14 protein-coding genes are annotated in these 14,672 nt (G+C 60.2%); 2 read left to right on the forward strand and 12 right to left on the reverse strand.

The features are described 5' to 3' along the window. Positions 1-154: 154 nt before the first annotated feature. The 8 genes from MUU56_RS22900 to MUU56_RS22935 all read right to left on the reverse strand — a co-directional run bounded on the left by MUU56_RS22900 (position 155) and on the right by MUU56_RS22935 (position 9,095). Entirely contained in the window at positions 155-322 is a 168-nt protein-coding gene (locus tag MUU56_RS22900; RefSeq protein ID WP_244769577.1) for a hypothetical protein, read from the reverse strand. Positions 323-441: 119 nt separating this feature from the next. Beyond that, entirely contained in the window at positions 442-2,787 is a 2,346-nt protein-coding gene (locus MUU56_RS22905; RefSeq protein WP_244769578.1) for an SGNH/GDSL hydrolase family protein, read from the reverse strand. A 70-nt stretch (positions 2,788-2,857) separates the two neighbouring features. Next, complete coding sequence (locus tag MUU56_RS22910; RefSeq protein WP_244769579.1) at positions 2,858-5,149, reverse strand: phage tail tape measure protein; 2,292 nt, start codon at positions 5,147-5,149, stop codon at positions 2,858-2,860. A 13-nt stretch (positions 5,150-5,162) separates the two neighbouring features. Further along, complete coding sequence (locus tag MUU56_RS22915; protein ID WP_244769580.1) at positions 5,163-5,429, reverse strand: phage tail assembly protein; 267 nt, start codon at positions 5,427-5,429, stop codon at positions 5,163-5,165. A gap of 420 nt (positions 5,430-5,849) precedes the next feature. Then, complete coding sequence (locus MUU56_RS22920; RefSeq protein ID WP_244769581.1) at positions 5,850-6,275, reverse strand: hypothetical protein; 426 nt, start codon at positions 6,273-6,275, stop codon at positions 5,850-5,852. Beyond that, positions 6,268-7,200: a hypothetical protein gene (locus MUU56_RS22925; protein ID WP_244769582.1), complete on the reverse strand. Its 933-nt coding sequence runs from the start codon at positions 7,198-7,200 to the stop codon at positions 6,268-6,270. The genes MUU56_RS22920 and MUU56_RS22925 overlap by 8 nt, the downstream gene beginning before the upstream one ends. Continuing rightward, positions 7,193-7,585, reverse strand: a complete 393-nt coding sequence (locus MUU56_RS22930) for a hypothetical protein (protein ID WP_244769583.1) — start codon at positions 7,583-7,585, stop codon at positions 7,193-7,195. Before MUU56_RS22930 ends, MUU56_RS22925 begins: the two co-directional genes overlap by 8 nt. 247 nt (positions 7,586-7,832) lie before the next feature. Beyond that, positions 7,833-9,095 (reverse strand): hypothetical protein, encoded by a 1,263-nt coding sequence (locus MUU56_RS22935; protein ID WP_244769584.1) that lies wholly within the window; start codon positions 9,093-9,095, stop codon positions 7,833-7,835. Positions 9,096-9,312: 217 nt separating this feature from the next. Here MUU56_RS22935 and MUU56_RS22940 point away from each other — a divergent pair, with 217 nt between their 5' ends. Both MUU56_RS22940 and MUU56_RS22945 read left to right on the forward strand, forming a co-directional pair. Next, positions 9,313-9,543, forward strand: coding sequence for a DUF2934 domain-containing protein (locus tag MUU56_RS22940; protein WP_244769585.1), 231 nt, complete (start codon positions 9,313-9,315; stop codon positions 9,541-9,543). A gap of 67 nt (positions 9,544-9,610) precedes the next feature. After that, positions 9,611-9,793, forward strand: coding sequence for a hypothetical protein (locus MUU56_RS22945; RefSeq protein ID WP_244769586.1), 183 nt, complete (start codon positions 9,611-9,613; stop codon positions 9,791-9,793). Between the two features lie 283 nt (positions 9,794-10,076). On the opposite strand, the gene MUU56_RS22950 is transcribed toward MUU56_RS22945, so the two are convergent. From MUU56_RS22950 to MUU56_RS22965, 4 genes are all read right to left on the reverse strand, one after another. Then, positions 10,077-12,383: a bifunctional DNA primase/polymerase gene (locus MUU56_RS22950; protein ID WP_244769587.1), complete on the reverse strand. Its 2,307-nt coding sequence runs from the start codon at positions 12,381-12,383 to the stop codon at positions 10,077-10,079. Continuing rightward, positions 12,364-12,603 (reverse strand): hypothetical protein, encoded by a 240-nt coding sequence (locus MUU56_RS22955; RefSeq protein WP_244769588.1) that lies wholly within the window; start codon positions 12,601-12,603, stop codon positions 12,364-12,366. The genes MUU56_RS22950 and MUU56_RS22955 overlap by 20 nt, the downstream gene beginning before the upstream one ends. Before the next feature lie 94 nt (positions 12,604-12,697). Then, on the reverse strand, positions 12,698-13,084 hold the full coding sequence (locus tag MUU56_RS22960) for a hypothetical protein (protein ID WP_244769589.1): 387 nt from the start codon (positions 13,082-13,084) through the stop codon (positions 12,698-12,700). 437 nt (positions 13,085-13,521) lie between these two features. Continuing rightward, positions 13,522-14,601 (reverse strand): site-specific integrase, encoded by a 1,080-nt coding sequence (locus tag MUU56_RS22965; RefSeq protein ID WP_244769590.1) that lies wholly within the window; start codon positions 14,599-14,601, stop codon positions 13,522-13,524. Positions 14,602-14,672 lie beyond the last annotated feature (71 nt).

Here is a 14,672-nt window from a genome sequence, read left to right on the forward strand (position 1 = left end):
GCGTGTCGGATTTAGATGTGTGATTTTGATCATACCCCCCCCCTGGCATAGGAACCCTATTCTCCCAAAAACAGCCCCTGCGGGTCGGAACTCCCGGCGCGCGGCCACCCACAGGATCGAAAAGCTCGGCAACGTTGCCAGCAAAAGCCCGATTTCAGGGCGTTGTAGGGGTTGCCGTGGTGTTGCCGGCGTCAGCCGTTGGGCCGGTTGGCTCTTGTTCGTCGGACGTGTTGTCGTCGCCGGCGGCGTGCGGCGCGTAGGGCGGCCCAAAGTCAAGCGGCGTGCCGTCTATGTCGAGAATCCAGATGAGGTTGCGTTGCATAATGATGTCCTTGATGTGTGTGTGAGGAGCTAAAAGCGGACGGCTAGATGCCTGCGCGCCGAGGGACCCGGCCGAGCGCCCTACCGCTCAACCGGGTCCACGGAGTCGGGTGACTCCGCCTACAGCAGCGGCATCCCCACCAGCCCCAAGCTGGTGACGATGTTGCGGAAGGTCCCGCGATGGCCGTTATCGTTGTCGTGCAGCCCATCTGAGAGGTAACCGCCCGCCGGGTCGAACGTGCTCATCGCGAAATTATCGATGCAGGACACGCCGAGATCACCGGCCGCCTGTCTGATGGCCATCGCCAATTCCTGCGTGTCAAAGGACATGTTGGGTGCATCCGGCCAATCGGTAGTCGCGCGCGTTGGCGTCATGAGGATGAGGTGCTTGCCCCGTCCGGCAAGATGAGCGCCGATGGTTTTGAGGCTATCGCGGGTCCGCTGCCCCGCGTTGATGCGCAAGGGAGAGGTCGTGGTTGCGCGGTCATTCGTGCCGATCTGACCGAAAACAAACTCATCCTCATCCATGATGCCGGGATAGAGATTGTAGGTCATGTCAGTTGGCAGCCACTGTTGCGACTGCGTGCCGATGATCCCCTGGTTGCGCACCTGGATACGGCGATGATGGAGGATCGCCTCCAACCGCAGGCCCTGCAGTGCGGAGTTGTTCCAGACTCGCACCCTGTGCCGCCCGAAGGCAGTTGAGATCATCTGTTCCGCCCCCCATGCGGAGGGGGACGAATAAGCGTTGTAGACCCCTACGACAGTGCCATCGATCTCGACGGTATAAGTGGCCGCCGGGTCGGTGGAGATGGTCGCCAACCGAATCTTGAATGTGTCTCCCGTAAACTCGAAATACAGCGCATCATCCGTCGCTCCAGAGACTGGCGGAAGATCGAGCACTCGCAGCAGGAGCGGCCCAGACGCAAACGCAAAGACATTCTTTGGCCTGGGGCTGCCGGTACGGCGGTCGCGGACCTTGAAGCGCTCATTGTCATAGCAGACGTCGCCGATGGCCCATTTGCGCGCAAACCCAACCCCCGGATCTCCAGCTGTGACCGCGCCACTGCAATAGGTCAGCGCGAGGTAGCGGAGGAAGAGATTGGCCCATGTGGGCGAGACCGCCGCGTCGATGGTGTTGCGGGGGTCGTCGAGATGCGCGGTGCGCGGTGATGACGGAGATAGGCCGGAAGCGCCCAATCCCCAAACCTTGGAGTCACCAAAGAGGCAGATATTGACCGAGCGGAAGTCATCATAGAGAGCGTACCGCAGCCGCGCCAAGGTGGTTGGGCGCTCCAGAACCGAGACGCGCGCATCAAGAGCCGACGGGTAGCGATATGCTGCCTGCGACCAGTTGGGATAGGCTGTGTCTGTGATCGTCGGCGCGGTCGTGAAAAAATGCGAGGCCCAGAAACCGGTTGCCCGAAAAGCGTCCGCCCGCGGTCGTCCAAAAACGGCGCCCACCTCCACGCGATATGCCGTTTTACCGGAGCTGAGCGCAAGCGTGCCGTAGTAACGACGGACATTGCTGCCGAGACTTTCATAAGCGGACAGAACTACATTAGCGAAAGTGCCGTCGCTATAGCGCAACGTGACGCGCGGCTCCCCACTGGAGCCGAGGTCCCATCCCCCTGTCACTGATTCCAGGAGCACTGACGCGTAGATGCGCCCGCCGCGGAGACGCACGTCGGCGCACAGCTGATTACCAGTAAGGCCGACGGTTTCCGCGTTGGCCGGTACGTCGAGCGCTCGCGTGATGCCGAGAGCCGCCAAGACCGGGTTCGTCGTCGTCACAATCGTGGACGCGAACGTCTGATTGGTGCTGAGCAGGCTGTCAAACCAGACCGGCGGTGCGCCATCTGCCGCAAGATTGCCGTTCGCAAAGACGTTCGGCGCTGCGCCCTGCACGGCGAGATCAAGCCGAGCGATGGACGCCGTATGAGTCGAGATATCACTCGCCATGCCGGTCAGGCTGGCATTGCTCTTCTTGACGAGCGCGCCGGACTCCTTGACATAAAAACCGTTGTTCGACCCGTCGGCGAGAATGTTCACGCCGCCGCCTTCGGCGATATCCCCGATGGCAGCATTGGCGAGCGCCAGCGTGTCGAAGTTCTTTGTGCCGATGGACACTGCGGCGGCAAGCGAACCCAGGTCCGCATGGCTCGGGAAGTCTTCGACATTTTGTGAAGCCGCCGTGCCGAGTGCTGGTCTGTTCGTCAGATCGACATAGCTGCCGGACGTCGCTACGTCTGCCAGCGCATCGGCATTCGGTTTCTGCGCCAGAAGATCCAGAAAAGGCGCAACGCCAGCCTCAACACGGCGGGCAGTCTCGTCGTTGACGTAAGCCTGAAAGCCGCCCTTGCGCAGACGGTGGGCGCGGTCGTCCTTGAGACCAAAGACCTCGAGGTCTTCGACGGTCTCGGCGATCGGGAGTTGAGTGACACGGGTGGGGAGGTGCTGATTCATAGATTCTCCGGAAAGAAAATGCCCGCCGGAAGGGCGGGCTGAGATGGGGGGGAGCGCCAAAGGCGCCACACTAATCCGTGTCCGCCGCCTCGACGGCAGACTTCACGGCCTGCCCCAACCGCGAAGCTGCGGCATCAGCCGCAGCTTCGGGCGACGACACGCCAGTGATGGAAATTGGTGCGTGAACAGTGACGACGGGAGGCTGCTTGTTGACCTCGCGAACCTCCTGCACGCCACGGGTCGGCTGGAGAAGCTGTCCGATGGTGCCGGCGTCGAGAGTGATGGGCTTGTTGAGCCCGCCCAGCATTTCGCTGGTGGTCCGGGGTGAACCGCCGCTCTCGCCACCCGCCCTGGTCTGGATGCCAAAGTTTTGCCGGTGATCGAAGTTCGGGTCGGCAGCGGCGCCTATCCAAAACCTCTTGTCGAAGATCGTAGGCCAGCCGGTAGGCACGGCAGGAACGTTCTTCGTTCCGTCCTTGCCGAGATACGCGTCCATGCTAGCGGCACGTCCACCGTCGTCATAGTCCTTGTTGAGGTAAGGATGGCTGGAGTTGTCGTTGACGAAGCGATTGCGGAACCACTCGGACGGAGTAGTGATGCGCGCGTCCAACCACTTGTTTAGGCCGCTCGACCCTTCGCGGTTCTTCTTGTAAAGCTCCTCAACGCCCTCTTTTGTCGAAGGCATGTTGGTGTAAGCGTCGAACATCTGGAACATGGCAAGGAGGCCACGCCAGCCAGTGCCCCATCCCGACGGCTTGCTATCGGTCGGCTTGTTTTTGCCATCGCCGGTAACGTTTGGAATCGGCACATCTTTGAGGATGCCCCCAATCTTGGCAACACTTTTCAGGATACCAATCGCCGTCGTGATGCCGGTGAGAAACGCCAGCGCCCTTCCCAGCTTCGTGATGGCGCCGGCAACGATGCCAATTCCAACCGCGGCGAGCATCAACTTGAAGCCCTGACCACCCAAATCAATGAAGAATTGGGCGATGGGGTTGTCCTTCAGGTCCTCCTTGAGTTGCCGGATTGCCTGCCCATACCCCTCAAATTGCTTGAAAATCCGACCCAACTTGTCCGCTGCGCCGTCCCCATCGACTTCGCCAAACAGGAGGTCGCCCAGACCCTCAACAGCCTCCCGGATACCGCCATCGTAGCCGAGCCCCTGAAGGAACCCCTTCAGGCTGGCCTCGGCCTGATCAAACACAGACGCACGCTCACCCAAGGTGTCGATGACGTCGCCAATCCCGAGCGCCGCCTCCTTGATGCCGGGCAGCATATCATCGCCGATGCCACGGAAGACGTCGGCGACCTTGTTCCGCAGGATGGCTAGCGCGTTGCCGACAGTGTCGGCACGGATCATGTACTCCTTGAAGGCCGATCCTGCGTAGTTGGCCTGATCGCCAACCAGGCCAAGCTGACGTCGCAACTCCGTGGAGTTGTTGATCAGCGGCATGAGCGCACGGGCTTCATCGCCAAACAATGCCGAGGCAATGGAAATGCGTTCCCATTCCGGCAGGGTCTGAATGCGCTCGATGACGTCCAGCGTCGTCTTTAGCGCGTTCTTCTGCATGTTTTTCGCGGTCTTGGTCGCATCCAGACCGAGTCGACCGAAGGCAATCTTGTGCGACTTCGTGGCGCGCGTACCGATGGTCAGGGCGCGGCCCATGTTGCGGAACGACGTCGCCGCCACTTCCGCCTCGCCGCCGGACGCGATCATCGCGCCACCGAAGGCAAGGGTTTCCTGGGCCGAGAAGCCGAACATCTCGCCCGTCGCGGCGACACGTTTTGTGTATTCCAGCAGCCTCGGTGCATTGGCTGCGGTGTTGTTGGACAGGTGGTTCAGGCTGTCCGCAAAGAGCCCGACCTCGCGAACGGACAGATGCAGCTGGTTCTTGATTTCGGCGAGCGCCTGCCCGGTATCGGCCTGCGTCGTGTCCCATGCGACCGAGACCTTCGCCACCATTTCGGCGAACTGGTTGATCTCGTTGAGCGGGATGTTGTTCTGGCCGGCAGCGGCATAGATGGCCGCGATGCCCTCAGCGGCGATCGGCATCTCGCGCGACATGGCGAGGATCGACCGGCGGACGTTGGCCATCTGCTCATCGTTCGCGTCCAGCACCTTGCGCACGTCTGCGAAGGCTTCCTCGAACTTGATCGCCGCACCGGCCGTGCTGCTGATGCCCTTCGTGACGCCAAGATACGCGCCGCCGAACGCCAGCACCTGCCCCATGACGCCGCGCAGCGGAGCCATGGCAGCGGTCTGCTGACGCTGAAAGCCGGCAAGCACGCCCTGGATGCGGCGCGCGGGGCCGGTCACGCCGTCGAGGAGGTCTAGGCGTAGGGTGCTTTTTAGTATCGACAATGCAAGCCCCCCCTTAACCCGGGAGGCGATCGGCGATCTTCTGCGCGTCGTCACCGAGGCCACCAAGGAGTTGGCCGACATCGTCGATTTCGAGCGACGATATAACGGCCTGCGGTACATCGGCCAGGCGGGCGAGCAGGATTTTCATTGCCTCGATCTCGTTCTTGGCGCCGAAAAGACTTTCGAGGTCGCCGAAGCGAAGGGCTCGAATATGGAGAATTTCATAGGTCGTGCCGTCGACCGTGACGGGTACGGAGAGTTTGAACTGCTTGCTGGCCATGATGTGCTCCTAAAGAAAAGCCCGGCGCATGGGCCGGGCGATGTTGGTGAGATGGTGGTGTTTGTGGTGGAGGTGTCCGCAGAGGTAACAAATGCGGACACCAGAGTGTCCGCGACTGTTACCGGTCTCTGGCCAGCTTCAGAACGCCGAAGTGACCCAGATGCAGCTTGTCGGTTGCGGCAACGTCGACAACCCCATGCTGGTTAAGCACAAGTAATCCTTTAGCTTTCCAGACGGTGACGGTCTTGCGGCTTACACCTCGATATCGAGCGTAAGCACTCTGCTTACAGAACGCAGGCGGTGGATTCTGGATTGGTGTCCGCATGTGTTACCCCCTTCCGTGCGTTTTTAAAGTTCGAGAATTCGGGGCTGTGTGACCGCTTGGCGGTCAGGACGGGATAGGGTTCCTGACCGAGGGGGCTACCGGCCGCCCCTGGCGTTCATTTCGGCGATGACCTTGCCCCAGCCTGACAGCTCAGCGGGCTTGTCTTCCGCGGCTGTGGAGCCGTTCCGCTTGTTGAACTCCGACACCACCTTGCCCCAACCATGGTCCAATCGGTTGGGGTCCTTCGTCTTGGTGCCGTTGGCACGAGCAACAACCCGTGCCCAAGAGACCTTCGTCTCAGCCGCCTCCGCAGCCTCCCGCTCAGCACGGCGCCTGGCCGCCTCTTTGACGAGGACGTCATTGCGCGCCGTGACTGGTGCTGATGCCGGCACCGACGCAACCGGGGCAGTGTGCCGTTCCGGCGGCACGTAGCCGTAGCGGGTCGCTGCGATCGCAATGTTGCGCTGTGCCATCGCGACGGCGGCGGCGGCGATCATCTCCCTTCGACGGTCATCAGACATTGCTGGTCTCCCTCGGGGCGAGCGAGTACTCAAATTCAGCAACCCGCTCTGGCCGCTTCGGCGCCGGCTTCAACTCGGAGGCGGCCTGATTGGCAGCATCTCGCTGATCGTTCGCCGGTTTCCAGAACGGTGTCGCAGCCGCGTCGAGCGGAGGCAGGACAATCTCGGTCGCCAGCGGTCCAACTCTGTAACCGCCAAAATCCGGGAGAACTTTCCTGCGGCGGAAACGCTTACGTACAACCTCGAGTGGCCCGTGTTCCGTTTGCGCGGTGCCATAAAGCAGCGGGTTTTCATCGCTTTCTGAGCGGTCGCGCATCATGCCCCGGCGCCCCTTCGCATGGGCGCGCACGGTGCGCTGATACTCATCCTGGATGGGCGATGCGCTGTCGATCGTCGCCCACATTTCGACCACGTCTTCGGAAATGACTTCACGATAAAGTCGATGCTGGGACCGGGAATACTCGGGTTCCAGAAGCGCTGGCGCACCTTCCGGCCTGTGCTCGTTGGCGGATTGCACTGCGAGCGACGCTGCAGCGACTTCGGCAAGCAGTTCGCGGATGGCTAGTGCGGCCTTGGGGTATTCTCGACGAAGACGTTTTTCGGCCGCTTCTGATGCGGCCTTTGCTTCATCGTACCGCCGCTGGCGCTGATCGGCAGCTTCAGATTCGAGGGCGGCTTCGTGCTCGCGCGTCAGTCGCTCCAAGCGAGCACGCGCGGTGTCTACGTCAATTTGCGCTTCGACCTTCGCATCCAGGAAACCGCGCAAGGACTTCTTATCGGCGGTCAGCAGGTTGGCATCGTATTGCTCTACTGCAGCAGCGACGGCCGCTTCGGCCTGGGCGAGTTCGGTCTTGGCCTTTTCGATGGCGGCGGCGAGATCGGCGGACGATTGTTTGCCCATAAGTTTGTTCAGGATTTTACCCAATTTCGAGTTCCTTCAGTTCGGTTTCAACGTCGCGCCAGATGTTTGCGGCATGCAGCACGATTCCGGCGGCGTCGGTTTCCCTGACGGTGAGGAGTGCACCCGGTTGAGGCACGACCGGCTCGGGGTCGTATGTGGCGGCGATGATGGTGGAGATGGCATCCGCGTTGACCGGCACGCCGGCTCGGTGAAGGGCGACCAGAAGGGCGATGACGTATGTCTCGTGCTGGCTGAATACACGGCGATGCCCGCGTTTTTCACCAAACGGGACGATCATCTTTGCGATGGCCAGCCAATTGCCAAGGCTAGCGGAATTGACGTCAAGGACGCGGCAGATGTCGGAGAATTCAAAGACACGATCGTGGTAGTGCGGCGAGGCACGCGGCATCTCTCGGTTCCTTTCAGCTATTAGATTTAATGGGTTTTGAGAAGGCACAAAAAAAGCCGCCCCCTCGCGGGGACGACTTTTGGAAACTTGCCCGCGTCGCTATACAGCGCCGGCGGGCTGATCGCGCCGAGGGATGAAGGCAACGGCGGCGATTTCAGAATAGAAAAGCCCCGTGCGAGACGGGGTCAAGTTGGGACATCGGAGAACGCCCTATATCTAAGGGGGCTGAAAAACTCTCGAGTTGGTATCAAGCGGCGATTTTTTCTGAAATTTTTTTCAGCGTCCGCTCCACTATCTTCCGGCCTTCATGCGATGCGGAGGACTCCGGATGCTCGAAACGCATGCCGATGGACCGGAAACTCGCGTCATCAAGGACTGCATCAAGCACTTCCAGGTCCACCTCGTCGATACCTGCGGCAGCCAGTTTCTCGGCGCGGTCCATTTCGGTCAGCACCTCATGTAATCCAGCGCTTGCCCCGCCCACGCCCTTCATTTCAGAAATTCCGGCGAGACGGCCGTAATCCGCGGCCACGCCATCGGGCAGCCGTTTCACGGGAGGCATGACTTTCGTGTTTGTGATTGCCCTGGCGAGGACGTTATCATTGGCCACGGCCCGCGCCGTCCGTGGGGGCGGGGCGAGCGACCGTGGAGCTTCCGGGGACTGTGCCGACAAATAGGTGCCGGCCGACTTTAGCCGCATGTACGACCTGTCCTCTGCCGGCTGTGCTTGGACGTGCTTCGCAGTTTCCGACTTCTCATTGTAGACCAACCCGAGCGGGTCGGCCGTGTAAGCAGGGCGGCGCTTTCGCCCCTTGTAGTCGCCGTATGCTACAAGCTCCCCATTGCGGAAGATGAGGCCGGTCAGCTTGCCCCGCCAGTTGGTTGAGCCGAGTAGCACATTGCCTTCAATGAACGAGAAGCCCCCGTTGCTCACCCCGTCCTCGTAAGCGGCAAGGAGCATCGGCACGGATGGCGTGATGGAGCCCTGGTTATGAACGCGTTCCGCGCCGGTCCCGTTGTTCACGTCCTCGTCTTCGCCACCGGCGGGCCGATTGTCATTGACGGCCGTGACGGGTGGGCGGAGGAGTTCCTTGACGAGGCGCAAGGGCAGGATGAGAGGCGACTTCTCTTCCACCATCCAACGCTCAATTCTGGTCGCGTGCTGGCCGTGCCTGTCTGCCGTCCCGGCAGCGTCCCGTTCGGCTAACCAGCCAAGGGTCGGACCATCATTAGGAAGCCGGACGGTAACGCCAGGCAGGCAGGCCGTGATGCGCGAACCTATCCACTCCTTCGAACCGAGGCGAGGTGCAGAACGGGAGGGGCGAATGCGCTTCGGCGCATAATCCTTCCATTGTATGTGCGCGGGCTTGGGTGGCACGAGCCAGCCGCGGGAGTCATAGCTTTCGCGACCTGCATCATGCTGGCCGCTCGCGCCCCACTCTCGGATGGTGGCGACAGAGGTGTAGAGCCGGTGCCCGTCGGGCACGGCTTTGCTGCGGATAAAGGTCATGAGTTTCCCGATGTCTGGAAGAATATGGCGCCGCCGGTTCCCGGTCTTTGCGCAAGCGGAATCGGCGCGTTCAACGCCGATTGTGAATAATAGATCTTTTTGACAAATTTGTCAAGCTTTTTCTATTGACAAATCAGAGAAAGTGTGAATGCGCTCATCGAACATTCGCCGTGGAACCAAAATCACAACAAGACGTTTGTGGCCGCGGAGGTGCCCCATGGACAACAGAGAAGACAGAATCCGACGCCGCGCTCACGAACTCTGGCAGGCTGCAGGGTCTCCCCGCGGAGACGGTGCTGAATTCTGGCTTCAAGCCGAAGCCGAGATCGCCCAGACCGATCCAGTTCTTGAAGAGGACGCCCCGGATGCTGCTGCGCGTCGCGAAATCGAGCGCGAGAAGCCGGAGTCGGTGATGAAGGTGGAAGGGCGGAACAAGCGGTCGCCATGAGCGGGGAAAGCAGCCTTGTGGATTAATAGCGCACTACCTATATTGCGATGCAATAAAGGAGTGTCTCATGAACATTGCACCGCAAAATCCGATCGCGGATCTCCGAAAAGCTACGGGCTACGGAACCGAGCAGTTATCCCTCATCAGCGGCTTGACCCCCCTCGAAATTATGAAGCTTGAAAGTGGCGAGCTTGTCGATCCGGCAAAGATTGCTCGGCTCTTTGCGGCGGCGGGGATGAAGCGGGTGTAGGGCCAGGAGGTTTTTCGGTTTCTCGTTGACGACCCTAGAAACCCCCTAGAGGGGGGTACAGGGGGTTTTCATCTCGCTAACGAACAACCGAACAACTATATATATAACTACTATATATATGATATTATTGGATTTTTCATCGCTCGGTTGTTCGTTTTTCGGCCGCCGAACAACCGGTTTCTCGTTAACGAGAAACCCCCTTTTTATTGACGTTCACGTCAAAATTTATGGGGTTGTTCGTCAACGAAAAACCGTTGTTCGTCATGGCGAAATGACGAGAAACCTACCTGGCTATGAATGTGAACGTCGGGCGCCCACCAGCCTTGGCGGGTGCCTTCTGCTCTCCTTTGATACGCCCGGCATCGGCGAGGTCAGACAAGATTTCTTCCCGCTGTCGCTTGTCAATGCCGCGCGTCCTGTCGGTCAGCTTGCCCAGTGTCATTCCCCTCGCACCCTCGGCTTGGATGAGTTTCAGGACCCGATTGACGTTCCGCTCTCGCTGACTGTCCGCCACATTGAGGCGACTTTCTCGCATCAGCGAAACGCATGACAGCCACGCCACCTGGACGGCCCAGGACATCTGTCGCTCGGTCACTTCCGGGTGGCCCCAGTCAGTCGCTACGGCAACGATCAGGGCTAGCTTGACGGCATGCTCGACGGCGCGGTTGAGAACCGCCGCATCGCCACCCACTGCCTTTGGCAGCTTCTTCTCGATGTCGGCCTTGAACTCGCGTCGCACCCGTTCAGCGCCGGCCGATAGCGGCACCTGCTGTGCGACCCGAGGTTTGTCACCCTTATCCACCGCGGGCACATCCAGGTTGGCGGCACGCCCCGCCATGGCGAGTGCCTTCGCCTTCTCACGGATCGAACGCGGTATCTCCTTCACATCGCGGTCCGGCACCACAAGAGCGGGCTTTAAACCGGTGATGTTGAACAGGATCAGGCGCGCCATGAACCCGTCGACCGTCGACAGCGACGACATCGAATTCCAGAAATCATCCTGGGTCGAGGTGCCGTAGATTCCAAGGTTCGGGTTTTCCAGACGCACCGCTTTCACCTGCGCATAGGCCGCGCCTTCGAAGTAGGTCGATGCCGTGCTGAAGTATTCGAGGATATCGTTCTTGAGCATCGCCTGATGCTGGTTGGCGCGTGGATCCAGCATCTCGCGGAGAGGGCCGCCGATCTCATCGATCATGCAGTTGATCGACGGCTTCTCCATGAGCGCCGCCCGAAGTCCCGAAGCGGACATAAGCCTGGCAGGGCCAGAGAACGGGTGAAGGTTTTCCGCGGCGATGAGGCGCTTAATCTGCTGGCGCGCATGGTCCTTGCCATAGCCAGACGGCGCGAGGGCGATGCTGTACACGTTGGTACGAGCGTCACGGTATCCCGCAAAGCGTCGGCCGATGAGCGAGCCGACAAACGGAATGACGGCCGAAAGTGCGAGCTCTCGAGACGGATGCTCCGCAGACGAAACTATCCAGTCGACAAGCTCCTCAATGAAGCCGCCGGGGCGTGTTAAGTCGGCCAGGGTTGCGTCGCTGCGAAATAGCTCCTCTTCCTCCCGTCGCCATTCTTCGGAATCATCGTTCGCAGCTTCTGGAGGCGTCAGCAGCGCACCGAAGCGGACGGCGACGGGCTGGCGGTTCTCCCATCCGATATCGTGAGGATTGATGCCTATCTGTTCGCAGAGCCAGTGCGCAGCGTCCCTCGTCGTGGGTGCGCCGCCGTAATCCATGACGAGCTGGATCGGAGTGACGGGCCTCTCTTCGCCGAAATCCCGAATGCCGTCAGCATGGATGCTAATGTCCTCCTCAAGGCCACGGCCAAGATCAGAAGACGATACGCGCCATGCCCCGGTGCCTGTCTCCTTCCTGGCGGAAGGAAACAGGCTGCGGACCCATCGCTCGGGAGCGGCGAGTGCAGCGGCATTGCAGCGTGTCCAGAACGTCCCGCCGGCGGCGGCGTGGGTGCGCTGTGCCGGTTTGTCTGCCTTTACGGGCTTGCCCGCAGCGGCGAGGATCGTGGCGGCATCGGCGATATAGGCGTCGATCTGTGCCTCTGTGATTTCCGGCAGGTCGGCAAGCGGAACGGATAGAGGATCACCATTAGACCATGTGTACTCGCGACCCGTATCGGCATGTAGGCCGAACGCCACAAACTGCTGGACCTTTCCGAGCACTTCAATCTGGCATTTCTTGCCGCCGACGGTGTATTCTGGAGTCGTCCGTTTTGACAGCGGCTTGTTGGCGCGAAAGAGGAAGAGTGCTTTCGGCGCCTTCCCAACACGGCAGGGTGCACGATCAGCACCGGGGATTTGCATCAACCGGACAATCAGCGTGTCGGCAACGTCGGCGTCCAATGCATCGATGTCGATCGCTGCAAGATTCTCGCAGATGACGCCCGTCGACTTGTGGTCCGCGTATTTTCGCGCCTGGCCCTCGAGTTGCTCAGCACTGGGGCGAAACGTTGTCCACCCTTTAATTCTCGGGCGCTTGCCCTTCACCGGCACCGGGATGTAGCCGTTCGCCAGTAGGGACCGGCGGAGGTCGACGATCGGCCTGAGGTCCGGTTTAGTGGCTGCTGCGGTCATGGGCGGTCTCGCTCCGGTAGGCATCGATAATGATGGACTTGAGTTCGGCGACGGCCGCTGGGGCGAAGCTCAGCACGGACAGACCACCTGCATTTGGGGAATAGACGCGAAGATCGCCGTTGCCGGCGCGCACGAGTCGCAGACCGTTGACGCGGATCTCCGGTGTCACCTGGACACAAGCAACCGCTAATGTATTACCCGGCCCGTCGAGCCGGTTCATGGATAGGACTTCCAATGTTTCCTCCTTGATTGCGCACGAAGGCGCTGCCCGCCGACTGGGGCCGGCGGGGTGATGTTGAGGCGGGTGTGTGGGGCTAGGCGGCGCGACCCGCCTGGGCTTCCAGGACACTACGGAGCGGTTCGGGGATTGTGCCACCGCGGTGATCTGCTCGGGCGAGAATGTTGGCACACGCCTTGCCGCTCAAATAGTATTTCGCTGGAACGGGCAGAAGGCTATCCTCCACCTGCTGCATGCGGCCGGCTTCCTCATCGCCGATGATCACGTCGAAGACGTCGTCGATGCGGTCCGTTGCTTCGCCTTCAGTCAGATCGTGCGCTGTCTCGTAACCAGCATAAAGCTCTTCGGTGGTCGGCTCTGGAAACTTGGAAAGGAAATCTGCCCGCAGGTCGGTCGGTACGGATGGCAGCGCTGCGTTTATTGCGATGTACTCGGCGATGGCTTGGGTGCGATCAATAGTCATGAATTATCCTTCCGTCGGTGTGGCGGTCAAAATGACGATGTTGGGGATGTGAGGTGGTTAGGCGGCTAGGGCGGCGTCGAAGTCGGTGAAGTCGGTCAGGCTGCGGCCCTCGCTGCCGCGCGATTGTTGTCATTGGCGAAATCGTAGACTGCCGTGCGCCGCGTTCCGGCGAGCCAGACGTCAAGTTCGTCCTTAGTGTACCGTACGGCTCCGCCAATCTTTAGGTAGACTGGACCAGCGCCTGTCATCCGCGTCTTGTTGAGCCATGATGCGGACTTGCTAATGTATTCCGCGGCAGTTACCGTCGTCATAAGCTGTGTCATTCTCCCTCCGTCATGGGTGTCGCAACATTAATATAGTACTGAGAGCCGGTTTTTTCCGTGCAACCCTCTATTAACCTAATGCTGTCGAATTCCGTCAAGGACTAAGTGGATTTTTCATTTTTTTTCACATGCCACAGACAGCCAGGGCCAGTTTTCGTACTTGTCGCCGGTTTGCCGAAGGTGGGTGTAGCGTTGCAACGAATTCCAGGACCGATGGCCGGATACGCTGGCAGCGAGAGGGATCGTGCGCCCCATCTCGAAGAGGCGCGACACGCCTTCGTGTCGCAGGTCGTGAAAATGGAGATCTTCGATCTCGAGGAACTGGCAAGCGCGGGTAAAGCCGCCTGAGATTGCGTCGGTGCCGTAGGGGAAAATTCGATCCTTCTCCCGCGGCATGGATAGAGCGACGCGAAGGGCTTCCGGCGGAAGCTCCACCCAAACGTCATTCCCTTTCTTTTGCCCCGGGTGCTTCATATCACGCACCAGCACGCGGCTATGCTGCTCATCTAGATCGGCCCACTTGATCCGAGTTATTTCCTCTTGGCGGCGCGTCGAGAACAGCGCGAAGGCGATGATCTTGTGCATGGGGGCCGCATTCTGTGCGCGTGCCTGCCGCTCCACGAAGAAGCTCATCAAGGCATCCAACTCTCCGAGTGTAGGGCGCCTGTCGCGCTTTGCTGACTTTGATATCGTCTCTTGCCGCGCCAGCGCAGACTTCGCCGCCTGCATGGCCTGATAGTCAAGCGGGATGTCCCAGAGCGTTTTTGCGTCTTTGAATACGGCCGAGACGTGCGAGATGTAATTGCCCACTGTTTGCGGCTGTCTGCCACCGTTAAGAAGCTCCCGCGCGAACGCGGAGATGTCGCTGGCCTTGATCGTCGAGCACTCCATCGCAGCGATGTTGTACTGTTTCACGGATCGGAGGCACTGCGACTTCGTGCGGCCAATGTCCTTCTTCTCATGCACATACCGGTCGATCGCCTGGGCAAGCGTGAAAGAGGGGACACGCAGGCGCTCAAGGGCGCCGGGTTTGTCGAGCTCGCCCTCACGAAAACGGATCCACGCCTCCGCCTCCCGCTTGCGGTCGAACGTCTTGGCTTCTCGCAAAACGGTCTTCCCGTCTTTTTTTCGTATGATCTGCGCGGTATAACCGAGCGAACCGTCCTTGCGCTTCCGTGCGTTTATTGTGCCCATGTCGGTACAACATTCCTCTTATCGGTACGACATTGTTGTACCTAACACTGAAAAATGGTGCAACACACGGA

Origin of the sequence: Shinella yambaruensis (assembly GCF_022899355.1) — a bacterium.
GTDB lineage: Bacteria > Pseudomonadota > Alphaproteobacteria > Rhizobiales > Rhizobiaceae > Shinella > Shinella yambaruensis.

What these genes read in the sequence shown, in the direction of transcription:
- MUU56_RS22900 (WP_244769577.1), bottom strand. Translation starts at nt 322, where the DNA reads ATGCAACGCAACCTCATCTGGATTCTCGACATAGACGGCACGCCGCTT.
- MUU56_RS22905 (WP_244769578.1), bottom strand. Translation starts at nt 2,787, where the DNA reads ATGAATCAGCACCTCCCCACCCGTGTCACTCAACTCCCGATCGCCGAG.
- MUU56_RS22915 (WP_244769580.1), bottom strand. Translation starts at nt 5,429, where the DNA reads ATGGCCAGCAAGCAGTTCAAACTCTCCGTACCCGTCACGGTCGACGGC.
- MUU56_RS22920 (WP_244769581.1), bottom strand. Translation starts at nt 6,275, where the DNA reads ATGTCTGATGACCGTCGAAGGGAGATGATCGCCGCCGCCGCCGTCGCG.
- MUU56_RS22930 (WP_244769583.1), bottom strand. Translation starts at nt 7,585, where the DNA reads ATGCCGCGTGCCTCGCCGCACTACCACGATCGTGTCTTTGAATTCTCC.
- MUU56_RS22935 (WP_244769584.1), bottom strand. Translation starts at nt 9,095, where the DNA reads ATGACCTTTATCCGCAGCAAAGCCGTGCCCGACGGGCACCGGCTCTAC.
- MUU56_RS22940 (WP_244769585.1), top strand. Translation starts at nt 9,313, where the DNA reads ATGGACAACAGAGAAGACAGAATCCGACGCCGCGCTCACGAACTCTGG.
- MUU56_RS22945 (WP_244769586.1), top strand. Translation starts at nt 9,611, where the DNA reads ATGAACATTGCACCGCAAAATCCGATCGCGGATCTCCGAAAAGCTACG.
- MUU56_RS22950 (WP_244769587.1), bottom strand. Translation starts at nt 12,383, where the DNA reads ATGACCGCAGCAGCCACTAAACCGGACCTCAGGCCGATCGTCGACCTC.
- MUU56_RS22955 (WP_244769588.1), bottom strand. Translation starts at nt 12,603, where the DNA reads ATGAACCGGCTCGACGGGCCGGGTAATACATTAGCGGTTGCTTGTGTC.
- MUU56_RS22960 (WP_244769589.1), bottom strand. Translation starts at nt 13,084, where the DNA reads ATGACTATTGATCGCACCCAAGCCATCGCCGAGTACATCGCAATAAAC.
- MUU56_RS22965 (WP_244769590.1), bottom strand. Translation starts at nt 14,601, where the DNA reads ATGGGCACAATAAACGCACGGAAGCGCAAGGACGGTTCGCTCGGTTAT.